The organism is Kitasatospora albolonga (genome assembly GCF_039535905.1).
In the GTDB taxonomy this organism is placed as follows: domain Bacteria; phylum Actinomycetota; class Actinomycetes; order Streptomycetales; family Streptomycetaceae; genus Kitasatospora; species Kitasatospora albolonga.
In genome coordinates, this window is the sequence record NZ_BAAAYB010000007.1 from 1 (window position 1) to 16,271 (window position 16,271).

At 73.4% G+C, this 16,271-nt stretch carries 17 protein-coding genes and 3 pseudogenes; 6 read left to right on the forward strand and 14 right to left on the reverse strand.

Going from position 1 to position 16,271, the window contains the following annotated elements:
• Together ABD946_RS02160 and ABD946_RS02165 are read right to left on the reverse strand one after the other, a co-directional pair.
• The coding region (locus ABD946_RS02160; protein WP_345279573.1) for an FAD-dependent monooxygenase at positions 1-436 on the reverse strand (436 nt) is incomplete at its 3' end.
• A gap of 202 nt (positions 437-638) precedes the next feature.
• Positions 639-842, reverse strand: a pseudogene (locus tag ABD946_RS02165) (FAD-dependent oxidoreductase); the annotation flags it as partial.
• Between the two features lie 201 nt (positions 843-1,043).
• On the opposite strand from ABD946_RS02165, the gene ABD946_RS02170 reads away from it, so the two are divergent.
• Positions 1,044-2,261, forward strand: a complete 1,218-nt coding sequence (locus tag ABD946_RS02170) for an MFS transporter (protein ID WP_345279490.1) — start codon at positions 1,044-1,046, stop codon at positions 2,259-2,261.
• A 16-nt stretch (positions 2,262-2,277) separates the two neighbouring features.
• Here the strand turns inward: ABD946_RS02170 and ABD946_RS02175 are convergent.
• From ABD946_RS02175 to infC, 9 genes and pseudogenes are all read right to left on the reverse strand, one after another.
• Positions 2,278-2,463 (reverse strand): annotated as a pseudogene (locus ABD946_RS02175) (DUF4267 domain-containing protein); the annotation flags it as partial.
• Positions 2,464-2,505: 42 nt separating this feature from the next.
• A complete protein-coding gene (locus ABD946_RS02180; RefSeq protein WP_345279492.1) occupies positions 2,506-2,688 on the reverse strand; it encodes a hypothetical protein in 183 nt (60 codons plus the stop codon).
• Between the two features lie 338 nt (positions 2,689-3,026).
• A pseudogene (locus ABD946_RS02185) lies at positions 3,027-3,542 on the reverse strand (phenylalanine--tRNA ligase subunit beta); the annotation flags it as partial.
• A complete protein-coding gene (pheS, locus tag ABD946_RS02190; RefSeq protein ID WP_345279494.1) occupies positions 3,542-4,663 on the reverse strand; it encodes a phenylalanine--tRNA ligase subunit alpha in 1,122 nt (373 codons plus the stop codon). The gene pheS and the pseudogene ABD946_RS02185, both read right to left, overlap by 1 nt.
• Before the next feature lie 227 nt (positions 4,664-4,890).
• Positions 4,891-5,976 (reverse strand): sensor histidine kinase, encoded by a 1,086-nt coding sequence (locus tag ABD946_RS02195; RefSeq protein WP_345279496.1) that lies wholly within the window; start codon positions 5,974-5,976, stop codon positions 4,891-4,893.
• A 58-nt stretch (positions 5,977-6,034) separates the two neighbouring features.
• Positions 6,035-6,901, reverse strand: coding sequence for a TrmH family RNA methyltransferase (locus ABD946_RS02200; protein ID WP_345279498.1), 867 nt, complete (start codon positions 6,899-6,901; stop codon positions 6,035-6,037).
• A gap of 125 nt (positions 6,902-7,026) precedes the next feature.
• Positions 7,027-7,413 (reverse strand): 50S ribosomal protein L20, encoded by a 387-nt coding sequence (gene rplT / locus ABD946_RS02205; protein ID WP_345279500.1) that lies wholly within the window; start codon positions 7,411-7,413, stop codon positions 7,027-7,029.
• A 104-nt stretch (positions 7,414-7,517) separates the two neighbouring features.
• Complete coding sequence (gene rpmI / locus ABD946_RS02210) at positions 7,518-7,712, reverse strand: 50S ribosomal protein L35 (RefSeq protein WP_030286227.1); 195 nt, start codon at positions 7,710-7,712, stop codon at positions 7,518-7,520.
• A 115-nt stretch (positions 7,713-7,827) separates the two neighbouring features.
• Positions 7,828-8,577 (reverse strand): translation initiation factor IF-3, encoded by a 750-nt coding sequence (gene infC, locus ABD946_RS02215; protein WP_345279575.1) that lies wholly within the window; start codon positions 8,575-8,577, stop codon positions 7,828-7,830.
• Between the two features lie 468 nt (positions 8,578-9,045).
• On the opposite strand from infC, the gene ABD946_RS02220 reads away from it, so the two are divergent.
• Positions 9,046-9,411 (forward strand): DUF1844 domain-containing protein, encoded by a 366-nt coding sequence (locus tag ABD946_RS02220; RefSeq protein ID WP_345279502.1) that lies wholly within the window; start codon positions 9,046-9,048, stop codon positions 9,409-9,411.
• Positions 9,412-9,572: 161 nt separating this feature from the next.
• Here the strand turns inward: ABD946_RS02220 and ABD946_RS02225 are convergent, their stop codons facing one another.
• Positions 9,573-10,271 carry an SseB family protein gene (locus ABD946_RS02225; RefSeq protein ID WP_345279504.1) on the reverse strand — a complete coding sequence of 233 codons (699 nt, stop codon included), beginning with the start codon at positions 10,269-10,271 and terminating at the stop codon, positions 9,573-9,575.
• Positions 10,272-10,366: 95 nt separating this feature from the next.
• On the opposite strand from ABD946_RS02225, the gene ABD946_RS02230 reads away from it, so the two are divergent.
• Genes ABD946_RS02230 through ABD946_RS02240 form a run of 3 tightly spaced genes read left to right on the forward strand, consistent with a single transcriptional unit; the run spans position 10,367 to position 12,956 of the window.
• Entirely contained in the window at positions 10,367-11,275 is a 909-nt protein-coding gene (locus ABD946_RS02230) for a serine hydrolase (protein WP_345279506.1), read from the forward strand.
• A 43-nt stretch (positions 11,276-11,318) separates the two neighbouring features.
• Positions 11,319-12,530, forward strand: a complete 1,212-nt coding sequence (locus ABD946_RS02235) for an amino acid deaminase/aldolase (RefSeq protein WP_345279508.1) — start codon at positions 11,319-11,321, stop codon at positions 12,528-12,530.
• Positions 12,531-12,590: 60 nt separating this feature from the next.
• Positions 12,591-12,956 (forward strand): hypothetical protein, encoded by a 366-nt coding sequence (locus ABD946_RS02240; RefSeq protein ID WP_345279510.1) that lies wholly within the window; start codon positions 12,591-12,593, stop codon positions 12,954-12,956.
• A 62-nt stretch (positions 12,957-13,018) separates the two neighbouring features.
• Here the strand turns inward: ABD946_RS02240 and ABD946_RS02245 are convergent, their stop codons facing one another.
• The gene (locus tag ABD946_RS02245) at positions 13,019-14,092 is read right to left on the reverse strand and encodes a DUF2510 domain-containing protein (RefSeq protein ID WP_345279512.1); all 1,074 of its coding nucleotides are present in this window, start codon (positions 14,090-14,092) and stop codon (positions 13,019-13,021) included.
• Positions 14,093-14,281: 189 nt separating this feature from the next.
• On the opposite strand from ABD946_RS02245, the gene ABD946_RS02250 reads away from it, so the two are divergent.
• Entirely contained in the window at positions 14,282-14,989 is a 708-nt protein-coding gene (locus ABD946_RS02250; RefSeq protein WP_345279514.1) for a gamma-glutamyl-gamma-aminobutyrate hydrolase family protein, read from the forward strand.
• A gap of 37 nt (positions 14,990-15,026) precedes the next feature.
• On the opposite strand, the gene ABD946_RS02255 is transcribed toward ABD946_RS02250, so the two are convergent.
• A complete protein-coding gene (locus tag ABD946_RS02255; RefSeq protein WP_345279516.1) occupies positions 15,027-16,184 on the reverse strand; it encodes a chromate transporter in 1,158 nt (385 codons plus the stop codon).
• Positions 16,185-16,271 lie beyond the last annotated feature (87 nt).

The following is a 16,271-nucleotide window of genomic DNA, read 5'->3' on the forward strand; positions in this document are numbered from 1 at the left end:
TGCCGATCAGCTTGGAGATCCGCCGGGCGCCGTCGACCGGCGGTGCCTCGGGGAGGGCGCGGACGAATGCGAGGAAGCTGCCCTCCGGGTCCGCCTTGAAGGCGGCCAGGTGCTTCTTCTTCTCCACCAGCACCGCGAGCACGGTGACGCCGTCCTCGTTGGGGAAGGCGTAGGCCATGTCGGGCTCCAGGAACCAGGTCTGGCCGATCCCCCCGGCCAGCGGCAGGTCGCGGTACTGCGCGAGGTAGCCGAAGCGGCCGTTCTCGTACTGCTTGGTGGCGATGCCCGCCCCCTTGGCGACCGCCGAGTCCTTGCCGTCGGCGCCGACCACCAGCCGGGCGCGCAGCTCCCGCTCGCCCTCGTGGGTGCTCACCCGGACGCCGACCGTCCGCCCGTCCTCCCGCAGCAGGCCGGTGACCTGGTGGCCGAGCAGCAGGTCGACCCCCGGGGGTGGCGGCGGCGCGGGAGCGGATCAGCGGGTCGAGCCTGCTGCGCCGGAGGTTGTAGGCGTACGGCAGGGCGGGCCCGCCGGGGGCGGCCTGGGGCTCGATCCAGCCCCAACGGGTCCACCAGCGGGCGTCGTTGTGCAGGGCGCCGGCCGCCTCGATGGCCTCCGTCAGCCCGAGCTCCACCAGGACCGGGTAGGAGCTGGCCACCAGGGAGTGGGTGCAGAGCACCTTGTACGCCTGCGGGTCGGCCCGGCGCTCCAGCAGCGCCACCCGGACTCCCTGGCGGGCCAGCAGGATCGCCGCGGCGCACCCCGCCAGGCTGGCCCCGCTGATCACGACGTCGTACTGCTTCGGACTCCGCGTACCGTGCCCCGTGCTTCCGGACCGTGCCATGAGCCGTCCGCCCCCTTCGGTGCCGTTCCGTCCCACCGGCCGATTACCGGTGGGTACACATCAGCGCCCCTCAGCTGACAACCTGTCAAGAGCGCACCCCGCCCCGGACGGCGACCGCCACTATTCATCAGGAACCCTGCCTGATAAATTCTGCTCCGTCAGAGCGCAGCCGTTCACTCACCAGGGGAGGGCCCAGATCCCATGGGCAGCTATCAGGACGCCCGCCGGGCCAGGATCCGGTTCGGCGTGGTCTTCGCCGTCCACGGCGCCGTGACCGGCACCTTCGTCACCAGGATCCCCTGGCTCCAGCACCACCTGGGCCTGAACGCCGGCCAGCTCGGCCTCGCGCTGCTCGCCCCGGCGATCGGCGCCTTCCTGGCGATGCCGCTGTCCGCCCGGGTGGTGGACCGCTACGGACCCCGGTCGGCGATGCGGCTGCTGATGGTCCTGTGGTGCCTGTCGCCGGCGCTGCCCGCCCTCGCACCGAACCTGCCCGCCCTCTGGGCGGCGCTCTTCGTCTACGGCGCGACCTCGGGCATGGCCTCGGTGCAGTTGAACGCCCGGGGCGTGGAGGTCGAACGCGACCTCGGACGCTCCGTCATGTCCGGTCTGCACGGCCTCTGGAGCGCCGGCGGCCTGATCGCCTCGGGCTTCGGGGTGCTCGCGGCCGGGCAGCACCTCGACGCCCGGATCCACCTGGCCGTCACCGCCGTGCTGCTCACCGCGCTCGCCGTGCCCGCCTGCAACGGACTCCCCGACCTGCGCGCCGAGGCCCACCCCACCGACGGCCCGCAGACCTCCCGGAAGGCACCGCCGCGCCTCGCGCTCCCGCCCCGGTCGGCACTCGCGATCGGCCTGGTCGGCTTCTGCGCCGTCTTCGCCGAGGGCGCCGGCATGGACTGGGCCGGGGTCTACCTGCGCGACGTGACCGGGGCCTCGCCCGCCGTCGCGGCGGCGAGCTTCACCGCCTTCGCCGCAACGATGACGGCCGCCCGCCTCACCGGTGACCTCGCCGTCCGCCGCCTCGGCCCGGTCCGTACCGTCCGCCTCGGCGGCGGGCTCGCCACGCTGGGCGGTCTGCTGGTGGTCTGCTCCGGCTCGCCCGCCACCGCCGTTCCCGGTTTCGGCCTGATCGGCATCGGCGTCGCCACCGTCGTCCCGCTGGCCTTCGCCGCCGCCGGACGCACGGCCGAACCGAGCCGGGCGATCGCCGGCGTGGCCACCATCACCTACACCGCCGGTCTGAGCGCCCCCGCCGCCGTCGGCCTGATCGCCCAGACCGTCTCGCTCAGGGCGTCGTTCGTCCTGGTCGCCGCCCTCACCGGCGCCCTGGTGTGCACCGCCGGCGCCCTCCGCCACCGGCCCGCGCCGGCCTCCGTCGCCGACGCCCCGTCCGAATGGACCGTCGGCGCCGTCTGAGGCGGCTCCGCGTAGCTCAACCCGCCCGCCGGGCAGCCGCCGTGGCCCCACGCGGCTCCGTGAGCAGCAGGGCCGCGGTGAGGAGCACGCCGAGGGCGGTGAGGCCGTGCACGGTCAGAGCCGTGGTGGTGTCACCGTGCCGGGCGAGGATCAGGGACATGTCGCCGATCGGGATGGTCGCGGCCGCGAGCATCGCCCAGCCGAGCGAGCGTCCGCCGGCCCGTGAGCAGCAGGACGAGGAGGATCAGCGCGAGGCCCAGGTCGCGGATGCCCTTGAACCGCGAGAAACCGTGCCCTGCTCGGTGGGCCAGTCGGGCAGGCCGAAGCCCGAGGCCATGGTCTGCGGGGTGAGCAGGAAGCCACTGCCGAACCAGAGGACGAAGGCGATGCCGAGGGCGGCGAGGACGGTGGCGAGGTGCTTCTTCATGACGGGGATCTCCTTCGGTGACGGGCGAGCGGTTCAGCCGCGGACGCGGCGGACGGAGCGGGCGTACAGCGAGCGGCCGACGGTGTGCCACAGGAGGCGGCGGGGAGCGGGAGTTCGGCCAGGAAGGCGGCCCGCTCCTCGGCGTCGGCGTCCTCCAGGGCGATGCCGAGAAGAGCAGCAGCTTCGGCTTGGGCGTCGCGGCCAGGAAGTGCTCGCCGAGCCGGTTCCACTCGGCCACGGTGAGGTGGCGCTCGGCGAGCGGCAGGAGCTCGGCCTCTCCTCGTCGTCCAGGTGCTCCACCAGGACGGCGCGGTGCTCCGCGAGCACGGCGGCCAGCCGGGGGTGACGGCGATGTCCAGCACCTCGTCGACCAGCTGGAGCAGCTCGATCGCGTCGGTGCCGGGCTCGTACTCCGGCGGGAGCACGATGATGCCGTCGTGGTCGTCGCCCATGCCGAGCTCGCGGGCGGAGCAGATCATGCCGGCCGAGGTGTGGCCGTAGGTCTGCCGCGCGGCGATCGGGAACGGGCCGGGCAGCACGGCGCCGGGGAGCACCACGACCACCTTGTCGCCGACCGCGAAGTTGCGGGCGCCGCAGACGATCTCCTGCGGCTCGCCGGTGCCGTTGGCGTCGCCGACGTTCACGTAGCAGTGCCGGATCGGCTTCTTGAAGCCGGTGAGCTCCTCGATGGAGAGCACCTGACCGACCACCAGCGGGCCCTTGAGGTCACCGCCGAGCTGCTCGACCGTCTCGACCTCCAGACCGGCCCGGACCAGGCGGGCGGCCACGTCGCGGCCGGTCTCACCGGCCGGAAGGTCGACGTACTCGCGCAGCCAGGAAAGCGGGACGCGCATCAGATCTCCATTCCGAACGGGAGGGTGAAGCGGACGTCGCCCTCGACCATGTCGCGCATGTCGGCGACGTTGTGACGGTTCATCAGGATCCGCTCCAGGCCGAGGCCGAAGGCGAAACCGCTGTAGCGCTGCGGGTCCACGCCGCAGGCGACCAGCACGCGCGGGTTGACCACGCCGCAGCCGCCGAGCTCGATCCAGCCCTCGGAGGAGCAGGTCCGGCAGGGGCGGTCCGGGTTGCCGACGCTCTCGCCCCGGCAGACGAAGCACTGGAGGTCGATCTCCGCGCTCGGCTCGGTGAACGGGAAGTACGAGGGGCGCCAGCGCAGTTCGAGACCGCTGCCGATCAGCTTCTCGACCAGCACCTCGATGGTGCCCTTGAGGTCGGCGAAGGTGATGCCCTCGTCCACCGCGATCGCCTCGACCTGGCGGAACACCGGGGTGTGGGTGGCGTCCAGCTCGTCGGTCCGGTACACCCGGCCCGGGCTCACCGCGTACAGCGGCGGCTCGCGGTCGAGCATGGTGCGGATCTGCACCGGCGAGGTCTGGGTGCGCAGCACCACGCCGGAGTCGGCGGAGCCGTCCGGGGCCTGCACGAAGAAGGTGTCCTGCATCGAGCGGGCCGGGTGGTCCTCGTGCAGGTTGAGGGCGTCGAAGTTGAGCCACTCCGCCTCGACCTCGGGGCCGGAGGCGACCTCGTAGCCCATGGCCACGAAGGTGTCCTCGATCCGCTCGGCCAGCGTGGTCAGCGGGTGCCGGGCGCCGCGCGGGGTGCGGTCGAACGGCAGCGTGACGTCCACCGCCTCCTCGACCAGCACGCGGGCGTCCCGCTCCGCCTCCAGCTCGACCTGACGCTTCGCCAGCGCCTGGTTCACCGCGCCGCGGGCCTGGCCGATCAGCTTTCCTGCCGCGGCCTTGGCCTGCGGGGGCAGTGCGCCGATCTCGCGGTTGGCGAGGGAGAGCGGCGAGCGGTCGCCGGTGTGGGCCACCTTCGCCTGCTTGAGCTCCTCGAGCGAGCCGGCCGCGGCGAAGGCCGCGACGGCCTCGTCCCGGGCCTGCTCGACCGCTTCGGGCTTGAGTGCCTCGACCTCGACCGGGTCGTAGTCCTTGTTGGGTGCCGACATCGCTATCTTTCCCGTGCTCCTGCTCGTGAAGGGGGGTGCCTCGCCCATTGCATTACGCACTGCGTGGCCGGGGCACGGGCAGCCGCTCCCGTACGAGTCGAGAAGGGTGTCCGCGGCACAGCCGCGCAGGGCGTCACACAACGCAATGGTCGAGTGTAGTCGCAGCCTGCGAACCGCCCGCCGGGCTCTCGACTCCTACAGCATGCTGTGTTGTCGGTCATGCTCTTTCAGAGCATGAAGTCGGGCACCCCGGCGGGCAGGATAAATCGGAAGCGGGCGCCGCCGGACGGCGCGCGGCTCACCCGGATGGTGCCGCCGTGGGCCTCGACGATGCCCTTGACGATGTAGAGGCCGAGGCCGGTGCCGCCGCGCTTGGAGCCGCGCCAGAAGCGGGTGAAGACGCGCGGCATGGACTCCTCGGGGATCCCGCTGCCCTCGTCGCTGACCGTCACCGCCGTCCCCTCCAGGACCCATTCGCGCCCGGCGCTCTCCACCAGTTCCTTGGCGGGCGCCACCTCGATCGTGACAGTCCCCTCGCCGTGGCGCACCGCATTTTCCAGCAGGTTGGCCAGCACCTGGTCCAGCTTGTCCGGGTCGGCCCAGAGCTGGGTGAGCGGCTGCTCGATCCGGATGTCGAAGCGGTCCTCGGGGATCCCGGCCGCCACCTTGCCCTCCACGTGCCGGCGCACGGCCGCGGGCAGGTCGACCACCTGCTTGCAGAGCTCCAGCCGGCCGGCGTCGATCCGGGAGATGTCCAGCAGCTCGGCGATCAGCCGGGTGACCCGGTCCGCGTCGGCGTCGACGGTCTCCAGCATCACCCGCTTCTGGCCGTCGGTGAACCGCTCCCACTTGGCCAGCAGGGTCCGGGTGAAGCCCTTGACGCTGGTCAGCGGCGAGCGCAGCTCGTGCGCGACGGTGGCGATCAGCTCGGCGTGGCTGCGCTCGGTGCGGCGGCGCGCCTCGGTGCCGCGCAGCGCCACCACCACCCGCCGGACCGGCCCGCCGCGGTGCTCCCGCACGTAGCGGGCGGAGACCAGCAGCTCGCGGCTGCCGGGCAGCAGCAGGTACCGCTCCGGCTGCCCCGTACGGATCGTCAGGCCGCCGTACGGGTCGGTCAGTTGCCACCAGCGGCGCCCGTCCAGGTCCTCCAGCGGGAGCGCCTGCTCCAGCGGCAGCCCGAGCGCCGCCTCCGGCCGGATGCCGGTCAGCCGGGCGGCCGCCCGGTTGAAGCGCACCACGACACCGGACGCGTCGGCGACCACCACCCCGTCCGGCAGCTCGTCCAAGTCCAGCTCGGCGCCGTCACCGGCCATGGGTCCCTCCCCGATCACCCACCGTGTCCGTTCCCCCACCGTCCGAACCCTAGCGCCCCTACCCCTTCGCGCGACACCCTCCCGGGGACCGCTGGGCGCGCGCGGAGGCGTACAGGCACACGGCGGCGGCCGTGGCGAGGTTGAGGCTCTCGGCGTGGCCGTGGATGGGCACCCGCACCACCTCGTCGGCGAGTGCGCGGGTCTCCTCCGGCAGGCCCCAGGCCTCGTTGCCGAAGACCCACGCGCCGGGGGCGCCCAGGGTGCCCTCGTCCAGCTCCTGGTCCAGGTCCCGGTCGCCGGCCCCGTCCGCGGCCAGCACCCGCACCCCGGCCTCGCGCAGCCGCGCCACCGCCTCCTCCACCGGCACCCCGACCGCGAACGGCAGGTGGAACAGGCTGCCCACCGAGGCCCGGACGGCCTTCGGGTTGTACGGGTCCACCGAGGCGTCGGTGAGGACCACCGCGTCCGCCCCGGCCGCGTCGGCGGTGCGCAGCACCGTCCCGGCGTTCCCGGGGTCGCGCACGTGCGCCAGCACGGCGACCAGCTGCGGGCGGGCCTTGAGCACCTCCTCGAAGGGGGTGTCCAGGAAGCGGCAGAGCGCCACGATGCCCTGCGGGGTGACGGTGTCGCAGATCTCGGCGATCACCTCGTCGGTCGCGGTGAGCACCGGCAGGCCCGCGTCCTCGGCGGCGGCCACGATCTCGGCGTGCCGCTCGGCCGCCTCGAACGTGACGTACACCTCGACCACCACGTGCTCGTCGGACCCGGCCGGGCGGCCGTACGCCACCGCCTCACGGACCGCCTGCGGGCCCTCGGCCAGGAAGCGCCGCTCCTTGCTCCGCTGGTTGCGCCGGGCGAGCTTGCGCGCGGCGATCACCCGCGGCGAGCGCAGGGAGGTGAGCAGGGGGGTCTCGGTGCTCTGCATGGTCTCGTCTCTGTGACACGGTGTCAGATTTCCCGGGCGGGGCCCGGAAGCACGCAGACCCGCAGGCGAACCTGCGGGTCTGGGTGGATCAGCTACACGGCTGAAGGATCCTCTGGGGATCTGCCTCAGGCGGCGACGCGCGGGGCGTTGACGTCCTCGGGGAGCGCCTTCTGGGCGACCTCGACGAGGGCGGCGAAGGCACCCGGGTCGTTCACGGCGAGCTCGGCCAGCATCTTGCGGTCGATCTCGACGTTCGCGATCTTCAGGCCCTGCACGAAGCGGTTGTAGGTGATGCCGTTGGCACGGGCCGCAGCGTTGATGCGCTGGATCCAGAGCTGGCGGAAGTCACCCTTGCGCTTCTTGCGGTCGTTGTAGTTGTAAACGAGCGAGTGGGTGACCTGCTCCTTGGCCTTGCGGTACAGGCGCGAGCGCTGGCCGCGGTAACCGCTGGCCCGCTCGAGGATGACCCGGCGCTTCTTGTGGGCGTTGACTGCCCGCTTGACGCGTGCCACTTCATTACTCCTTGGGTTGGACCACGGACTACTTCACGTGGTCCGTTAACGATGGGGTCGGAAGGATCAGCCGGACTCCCGCGGCCTCAGCCGCGGGCGGGCGATCACTTGCCGAGAAGCTTCTTGATCTTCTTCGCGTCAGCCGGGGCCATCTCGACGGTGCCGGCCAGCTTGCGGGTCAGCGTCGAGGGCTTGTGCTCGAGCAGGTGGCGACGGCCGGCACGCTCGCGCAGCACCTTCCCGGAGCCGCTGATCTTGAAGCGCTTGCTGGCGCCGCTGTGCGTCTTTTGCTTCGGCATATCGCCGTCTCTTCCTCGTCGGTCCGGGCTCCCGCCCGCGCGTTTCCGCGCGGGCGGGGCCGGATTGATCGGGTGAGCGGGGCGGGACGCCCCACTACCTGGGTGACCGGACCGCTCAGGCGTCCTGGGCGGTCGCGGCCGGCTGCTCGACCTCCGCGGCGGCGGTCTCCTCGGCGGCGGCCTCGGCCTCCACCTCGTCGTCCTCCACCTCGTCGGCCTCGGCCTCGAGGGCGGCGTTCTCCGCCTCGAGCGCGGCGTCGTCGTCCGCGGCGGCGTCGGAGCCGGCGGTGCGGCCCTGACGCTCGGCCTTGCGGGCGTCGGCCAGCGCACGGGCCTCGGCCATCGCCTCGGTCTTCTTCTTGTGCGGGCCGAGAACCATGATCATGTTCCGGCCGTCCTGCTTGGCCGACGACTCGACGAAGCCGAGGTCCTCGACGTCGGAGGCGAGCCGCTGGAGCAGTCGGAAGCCCAGCTCGGGGCGGGACTGCTCACGACCGCGGAACATGATCGTGATCTTGACCTTGTCGCCCTGCTTGAGGAACCGAACGACGTGACCCTTCTTGGTGTCATAGTCGTGCGGGTCGATCTTCGGCCGGAGCTTCATCTCCTTGATGACCGTGTGCGCCTGGTTCTTGCGCGCCTCACGGGCCTTCATGGCCGACTCGTACTTGAACTTGCCGTAGTCCATGAGCTTGCACACCGGCGGCCGGGCGGTCGCCGCGACCTCGACCAGGTCGAGGTCGTACTCCTGCGCGAGCTCCAGCGCCTTGGCAAGCGGCACGATGCCGACCTGCTCGCCGCTGGGACCGACGAGTCGCACCTCGGGGACGCGAATCCGGTCGTTGATGCGGGGCTCGGTGCTGATGGGGCCTCCTCGGTTGCACCTTCTGCGATGCGGCCGTCGGACGGCGGTCGCACGTAGTGGACTCGACCACTGGGCGGGGCTTCATTCGTGCTGCGCTGCCCACTGGCGTACGCACCGCGGCACGAAAAAAGCCCCGCTCGGTATACAAGCGGGGCTCCACAGACCGGGGCTGCACCCTCGGAGGGGCGCTGCGGCGACTCGCTGGAGCCTTGCGGCTCAGGTGTCGCGGACCGGACCCGTCGACTGCTAGGCCGATCAGGTGGGAGACTTTCGCGGTTGCCCTCTCGGGCCTCCTGTGAGTGGAGCCTCCACTTGCTGGCCGGGCGATCCGAAGATCTCCTGGCCGGTCAGTCTCGAAGCATACCAGCGTTTCCGGAGGGTGCGGTATTCCGCCTCCGGCGGGCGGTCACCGGGCGGGTGCTCGGTACGCTCCCTGGTGTACGCCTCCATCAGAAGAAGTGAGCACCCGTGAGCGACGACACCACTCCCCACGACGACGAGATCGGCTTCGACGACCTCACCCGCGACATCGCCGAGGTCCCCGCCGTCGAGGTGATCACCACCGTCGCGGTGCACCTGATGAGCGCCGCCGCGGTGAAGTGCGGCCTCGCCGAGGGCGGCGAGAAGGACAAGGACCTGGACGAGGCCCGCAAGCTGATCACCGCCCTGGCCGGGCTGGTCACCGCCGGCGCCCCGGAGATCTCCAACTTCCACGCCGCCCCGCTCCGCGACGGGCTGCGCTCGCTCCAGCTCGCCTTCCGCGAGGCCTCGCTGGTGCCGGACGCCCCGGGCTCCGGCCCGGGCGAGAAGTTCACCGGCCCGGTCTACAGCTGACCCGCCGTCAGGCCAGGTGGCTACGCCTTTGGGGGCGCGGGGAACTGCGCGCAGGGGAACGGCAGGTGCCGCAACTGGCTCACCTGCCCCGACCTAGCGCTGGTCCGCCTTCCGGACTCGCGCAGTTCCCCGCGCCCCCAGAGGTGTGACCACCACCGCAATTAGCCGAGCAGGGCGAGGTCGAGGCCGCGGTCGAGGCGGACGCGGAGGGTGTCGTCGGCGGCCAGGGCGGTGGCCAGGCGCTGGGCCAGCTCCTGGACCGCGGTGCCCTCGGCGAGGGAGAGGGCGAGCACGGCGTCGGTCTCGGTGCCCGGGCGCAGCTCGGCGCGGAGCACGGCCGGCTCGGCCTCGACCAGCGCCTGCACGGCGGCCCGGACGTCCGGGTCCTCGGCGGGCGGCAGGTAGGGGCGGTTCTCGGCGACGGCGCGCAGCCGGGCGCCGGTGAGGGTGTAGGTGACGGGCCCGGCCGGGTCGACCAGCAGGGTGTCGGCGCGCTCGGAGTAGGCGACCATCGCGGCCTGCGGGGCCGCCACCGGGGCCGGGCGGGCGTCGGCGCGCCAGGCGGCCATGGACGCCAGCGAGGTGAAGGCCGGCAGCGCGCGGCGGCCGTCGGGGGCCTCGATCACGGGGACGGCCATGTCGCTGGTCTTCTCGTGCTTGTGGCCGTGGGCGTCGACCTCGACCTCGCCGAGCAGGGCGACGATCGGAACCATCAGCCGACTGCCCGTCAGGGCGGCCAGCACCTCCGGCTCGCCGGTCCCGCTCTGCTGCCAGGCGGCCAGCGCGGCGGTCAGGCGGGGGTCGGCGGTGCCGTCGTCGTCGGCGAATCCGGGGTTCGGGATGTTCTTCTGCTGCTCCACCCGCTTGAGGGTATGCCAACCGGGCGGTCGCATTCTCAGCCGGTGCTCATCGGCGGCTCAGGCCACGTCCATGGGCGCGGCGGAGGGTCGACGGCATGACGGGAACGCGTAGGAGCAGGATCGGGGGTGCGCTGCTGCTGCCGGTGCTGGCCCTGACGGCGGGCGGGGTGTGGGTGGCACAGGCGGACGGCGGCGGGCAGCCGAGGGCGGCAGTGGTCAACGCCCAGGCGGTGGCCGCGACACCGACGCCGACACCCACGCCAACGCCCACACCGACGCCGGTGGACCTGAACGCCGTGCTGGCCGCGGCCGCCGCGCAGGTCCCCGCCGAGGGCGGGGCCTCCGTCGCGGTGCTGGACACCGCGAGCGGGGCGAGCGCGGTCTACGGGGACGGGTCGTTCGTCACCGCGAGCATCGTCAAGGCCGATCTGCTGGCCGCCCTGCTCTGGCAACGCCAGCGCGCCGGGCGGGAGTTGAGCGCGGACGAGAAGGCCACCGCGACCCTGATGATCGAGCAGAGCGACAACGACGCGGCCGACGCCCTGTGGAGCGCCGTCGGCGGGGCGGCCGGGCTGGACGAGGCCAACGCGGCCTTCGGCCTGACCGCCACCACCGCCGGGACGGACGGCTACTGGGGCCTGACCACCACCACGGCTGCCGACCAGCTGAGGCTCCTTCAGGTGGTGTTCGGCCAGGGCTCCCCGCTGACCGCCGGCTCGCAGGCCTACCTGCAGTCCCTGATGGGGCAGGTCGAGGCGGACCAGGACTGGGGCGTCTCGGCGGCCGACCAGGACGGCGCGTACACGCTGAAGAACGGCTGGCTGCCGCGCAGCGCCACCGGCCTGTGGGCGGTGAACAGCATCGGCCGGGTGACGTACGACGGCCGGGAGCTGCTGGTGGCGGTGCTGACCGAGGGGTCGGCGGACGAGGGGGCCGGGATCGCCACCGTCGAGGGGTTGGCGAAGGCCGCCGCGGGCGCGCTGACCGGGGAGTTGACGTACTGACAACCCCCTACCCATGAGTACGGAGCTGTGGCAGTCTGCGGCCATGACCAAGCTCACGGCTCCCGGCCTCGCCGCCGACCGGGCCCGGTACGACCGGGCCACCGCGCACCTGGACGCGCCGCTGGCGGTGGTGGACCTGGCGGCCTTCGACGCCAACGCCGCCGATCTGGTCCGCCGGGCGAACGGCAAGCCGGTGCGGGTGGCGAGCAAGTCGGTGCGCTGCCGGGCACTGCTGGAGCGGGCGTTGGCGGTGGAGGGCTTCGCGGGGGTGATGAGCTTCACCCTGGCCGAGTCGCTCTGGCTGGCCCGCGAGGGCTTCAAGGACGTGCTGCTGGCCTATCCCTCGGCCGACCGGGCCGGGTACGCGGAGCTGACGGCGGATCCGAAGCTGGCCGCCGAGGTCACCGTGCTGGTGGACGACCCGGCGCAGCTGGAGCTGATCGACGCGGCCCGCGAGGGCACCGAGGAGGTCCGGGTCTGCCTGGAGCTGGACACCTCGCTGCAGCTGCTGGGCGGCAAGGTCCGGATCGGGGCCCGGCGGGCGCCGCTGCGCACCCCGGAGGCGCTGGGCGCCTTCGCCGAGCTGGTGCAGCGCCGCCCTGGCTTCCGGGTGGTCGGGCTGATGGCGTACGAGGGCCACGTGGCCGGGGTGGGCGACTCGCTGGCCGGGCGGCCGGTGCGCTCCAGGGTGATCCAGGCGATGCAGGCCAAGGCGCGGCGCGAGCTGGCCGTGCGGCGGGCGGCGGTGGTGCGGCGGCTGCGCGAGGTGGCCGAGCTGGAGTTCGTGAACGGCGGCGGCACCGGCAGCGTGGAGTCCACCGTGGCGGAGCGGGCGGTGACCGAGGTGGCCGCCGGTTCGGGGCTGTACGTGCCCCGGCTGTTCGACAACTACCGTTCGTTCCAAGGGCGCCCGGCCGCACTGTTCGCGCAGCCGGTGGTGCGGCGGCCCGGGCTCGGGGTGGTCACCGTGCTCGGCGGCGGGTACCCCGCCTCGGGCGCGGCGGGCGCCGACCGCTCCCCCGTGCCGTATCTGCCGGCCGGGCTGCGCTACGACCCGCAGGAGGGTGCCGGGGAGGTGCAGACGCCGCTGCTCGGCGCGGCCGCGGACGACCTGCGGATCGGGGACAAGGTGTGGTTCCGGCACGCCAAGGCGGGCGAGCTGTGCGAGCGCTTCGCCGAGCTGCACCTGATCGAGGGCGACCGGGTGACGGCCACCGTCCCGACGTACCGGGGCGAGGGTCGGACGTTCCTCTGACGGCCGTCCGTGCCCTGTCCTAGTCTGACGGGACATCACCGAGGCCAGGGGGCAGGGGACATGGAAGCCGAGCTGATCACCGCGGTGGCCACCACCTTGACGGGTGCGATGACCACCAGCGCGTGGCAGGCCGTCCGCAACCGGGTGGCCGCGTACTTCGGGCGGGACCGCGAGGAGGTGGTCACGGCCGAACTGGAGATCGCCCGCGAGGAGTTCGAGCAGTACGGGGACCAGACCTCGCTGACCGAGTGGCTGCGCCGCGCGGTGGAGGAGAACCCGGCCTTCGCGGAGGAGCTCCGGGCGCTGGTCTCGGAGCACGGCGGCACCACGGTGAAGGTCCACCAGGGCGCGGAGAACGTGATCACCGGCGGGACCTTCCACGGCAAGGTGATCCAGGCGAACAGCATCGGGATCATCAACGGCTGAGCACGTGCGGACGGCCCCGCGGGGAGGAGTGCGGGGCCGTCCGGGTCCGGGGTGAGGGGGCGTCAGGTGCCGGTGCCGCCCTCGCCGATCTTGCCGTTGAAGGCCTTGACCGACTCCACGATCTTGTCCATCTGGCTGAGCGTGGGCGCCTTGTCGGCGATGTCGAAGCCGAGGTGGATGGTGGCCAGGCCCTTGCCGTCGGCGGCCGGGAAGACCACCGTCTGGACGTAGCCGTCGTTGCCCTCGGGCGCGTCCACCTTCCAGCGGACCAGCCAGCCGTCCCGGCCGTCCACCGCGATCGGCTCGGACTTGAGCTGCTCGTGGGACTTGACCTTGCCGTACGACTGCTCGGCGGCCGCGTTGATGTCCTGCTCGGCGGCCTGCTTGGGGTCGCTGCCCTGGAGCTGACCGGTGTTGGCACCGCCCAGGGAGCACTCGCCCTCGCCACTGGCGCAGGTGTAGGAGCCGACCGACATGGCGGCGAAGCCGTCCTTGGTGGTGCCGGCCGTCCAGCCGGAGGGGACGGAGAGGCTCAGCTTGTTGACCACGTCCACGGCCAGGCCGGCGTTGCGGCCGCCCTTGCCGTCGGGGCCCTTGCCGTCCGGGCTCTTCGGGGAGGCCGAGGAGCCCGGCGCGTCGGGGACATCCCGGCGGCCCTCGGCACCGTCCCCGCCCGGACGGAAGTCGGGGCGGACCCGGTCGGAGGCGCGGCGGTCGGCCCGGCCGTCCATCGCCAGGTAGGTGACGCCGGATCCGACCAGCAGACCGGCCAGCGCCGCCACGGCGGCGGCGATCAGCACCGGCTTGCCGGGACCGGACTTCGGACGGGGCTGCGCCGAGGGGAGCAGCGGCGGCTCCGGGTAGCGGTACGCGGCGCCGTTCTCCAGCACCTCCCCCGTCAGCACCGTGGGCGTGGGTTCGGCGACCGGCGCCGACAGCACCGTCGGCGCGTCCTCGGCCGGAGCGGCCGGGGCGGCCGGGGCGGCCTCATCGGCCGGGGCCGCGGCGGGGGCGTCCGCGGGCGCGGGCCGGGTGGAGGCCGTCCAGCCCTGCCCGTCCCACCAGCGCTGCGGCCTCGGGTCGCTCGTGGTGTCCTGCGGGTCCGGGTACCACCCGGCGGGAATCTGCTCGCTCACGCCAGAAAATGTAAGGCGCCCCGGATAAACGCGGTATCAGTTGACGGCCCTTTCCGCCCGTTTTTCGATGAGATTCCGCTGAGAACCCTCCGGGAGGCGGTCCGGCCACCTGACGGAGCCTCGGGCGTACGGGTGGGGCCCGCGCGAATCCTGCGTACGGGAGGGGCCGGACGCGGCAGAATCCCGGCCATGACCAACAGACCAGTGATCGGCATCAGCACCTACCTCACCGAGGCCAAGTGGGACCACTGGGACGCCCAGCGCGCCGTCCTGCTCCCGCACCGCTACCCCCTGCTGGTGCAGGAGGCCGGCGGCATCCCGCTGCTGCTGCCCCCGCAGCCCGCGGAGCACGCCCCCGACCTGCTCGCCCGGGTGGACGGGCTGGTCATCGCCGGCGGCCCGGACGTCAACCCCTCGCTCTACGGCGAGCAGCCCCACCCCAGGACCCGCGCCTTCGCCCCCGAGCGCGACCACTGGGAGGCCGCGCTGCTGCGCGCCGCCCTCGCCTCCGGCCTGCCGGTGCTCGGCATCTGCCGGGGCATGCAGCTGCTCAACGTGGTCTGCGGCGGCACGCTGATCCAGCACCTGGAGGAGGGCGCCGCCCACCTGGGCTCGCCCAACCACTACGGCTCCCATCCGATCCGGCCGCTGCCGGGCACCCGGCTGGCGGAGCTGTTGCCGGAGGCCGAGGTGGTGGTGCCGACCTTCCACCATCAAGCGGTGGACCGGGTCGGCGAGGGCCTGACGGTCAGCGCCCGGGCCGAGGACGGCACCGTGGAGGCGGTCGAGGGAGAGGGCTTCGTGCTCGGCGTGCAGTGGCACCCGGAGCAGGGCACCGACCTGCGGGTGATGCGGTCCCTGGTGACGGCGGCGATGGTCCCGACCCCGGTCGGCTGACGCAGGCCCGCTGACCCCGGCTGGACGTAACGGCCGGTCAGAGTCCGTACCAGGGGCCGATCAGCGCGCCCGCCGTTCCGGCCAGCAGTAGGCAGGCCACCACGGAGCGGCGGGCCGCCAGGAGCCAGGCCAGCGCCAGGGCGAGGACGGCGGTCTGCCAGCCGTACTCCAGCCCGAGGGCGAGCGGGACGGACGACCCGGCGATGGCGCCGACCACGGCCGGGCCGGCCCCGGTCAGGAAGGACTGCACCCGGCGGTCGGCCCGCAGCCGGTCGAAGTGGCGCGCGCCGAACAGCACGAAGAGGAACGACGGGGCGAAGGCCACCGCCGCCGCCAGCAGCCCGCCGCCGAGGCCGGCGGCCGCGTACCCGACCACGGCGACGGTCTGCACCACCGGGCCCGGGGTGATCTGGCCGAGCGCCACCGCGTTCAGGAACTGACCGTCCGTCATCCAGCCGTACCGCTCCACCGCGTCGGCCCGCATCAGCGGGATGATCACGAAGCCGCCGCCGTACGAGAGCGCACCGACCTTGAACGCCACCCAGGCCAGCGCCCCCAGCCCGCCCGTGGCGGGGAGCGCCCCGAGCACCAGGGGAAGTGTCAGGCTCCGCTGCCGGACGGCGACTTCGGCCAGCCCGGCGGCCAGCAGTACCAGCACCAGCCACGGCCCGGTGAGCAGCGCGGCCACCGCCCCGGCCACCGCGTAGCCGATCCACCGGGCCCGGCCCGCGCGGTCCCCGTCCGTGCCCCCGTCCGTGCCCCCGGCCCGGGCCCAGCTGCCCGGCACCAGCGCGGCCGCTGCGTGCACCGCCACCGCCGGGACGGCCGCCCCCGCACCGGCCGCCGCGCCCAGCACCCAGGCGGGCGGGGCGTCGGACAGGAAGAGCACCGAGAGGGCCAGGATCAGCAACAGCCCGGGCACGATGAAGCAGGCCCCGCCGACCAGCGCGCCCGGGGCGCCGCGCAGCCGCCAGGCGGTGAAGACCGCCAGCTGGGTGGAGGCCGGGCCCGGCAGCAGGTTGGTCGCCGCGATGCCGTCCTCGAACTCCTCGGCGCTCAACCAGCCGCGCCGCTCCACGCAGAGCCGGCGCAGCAGCAGGATGTGGGTCGGCGGCCCGCCGAAGCCGGTGCAGCCGATCCGGCCCCACTCGACGGCGATGGTGCCCAGCGACACCCGTTCCTGACGCTCCGGCACGTCCCGCCCCTCCCCGGTGATCACTGTTGGGCGGCGGAACCCTAGCGCAGACGGCCGACCGGCTGATGAACGGCCCGGAACCGGTGC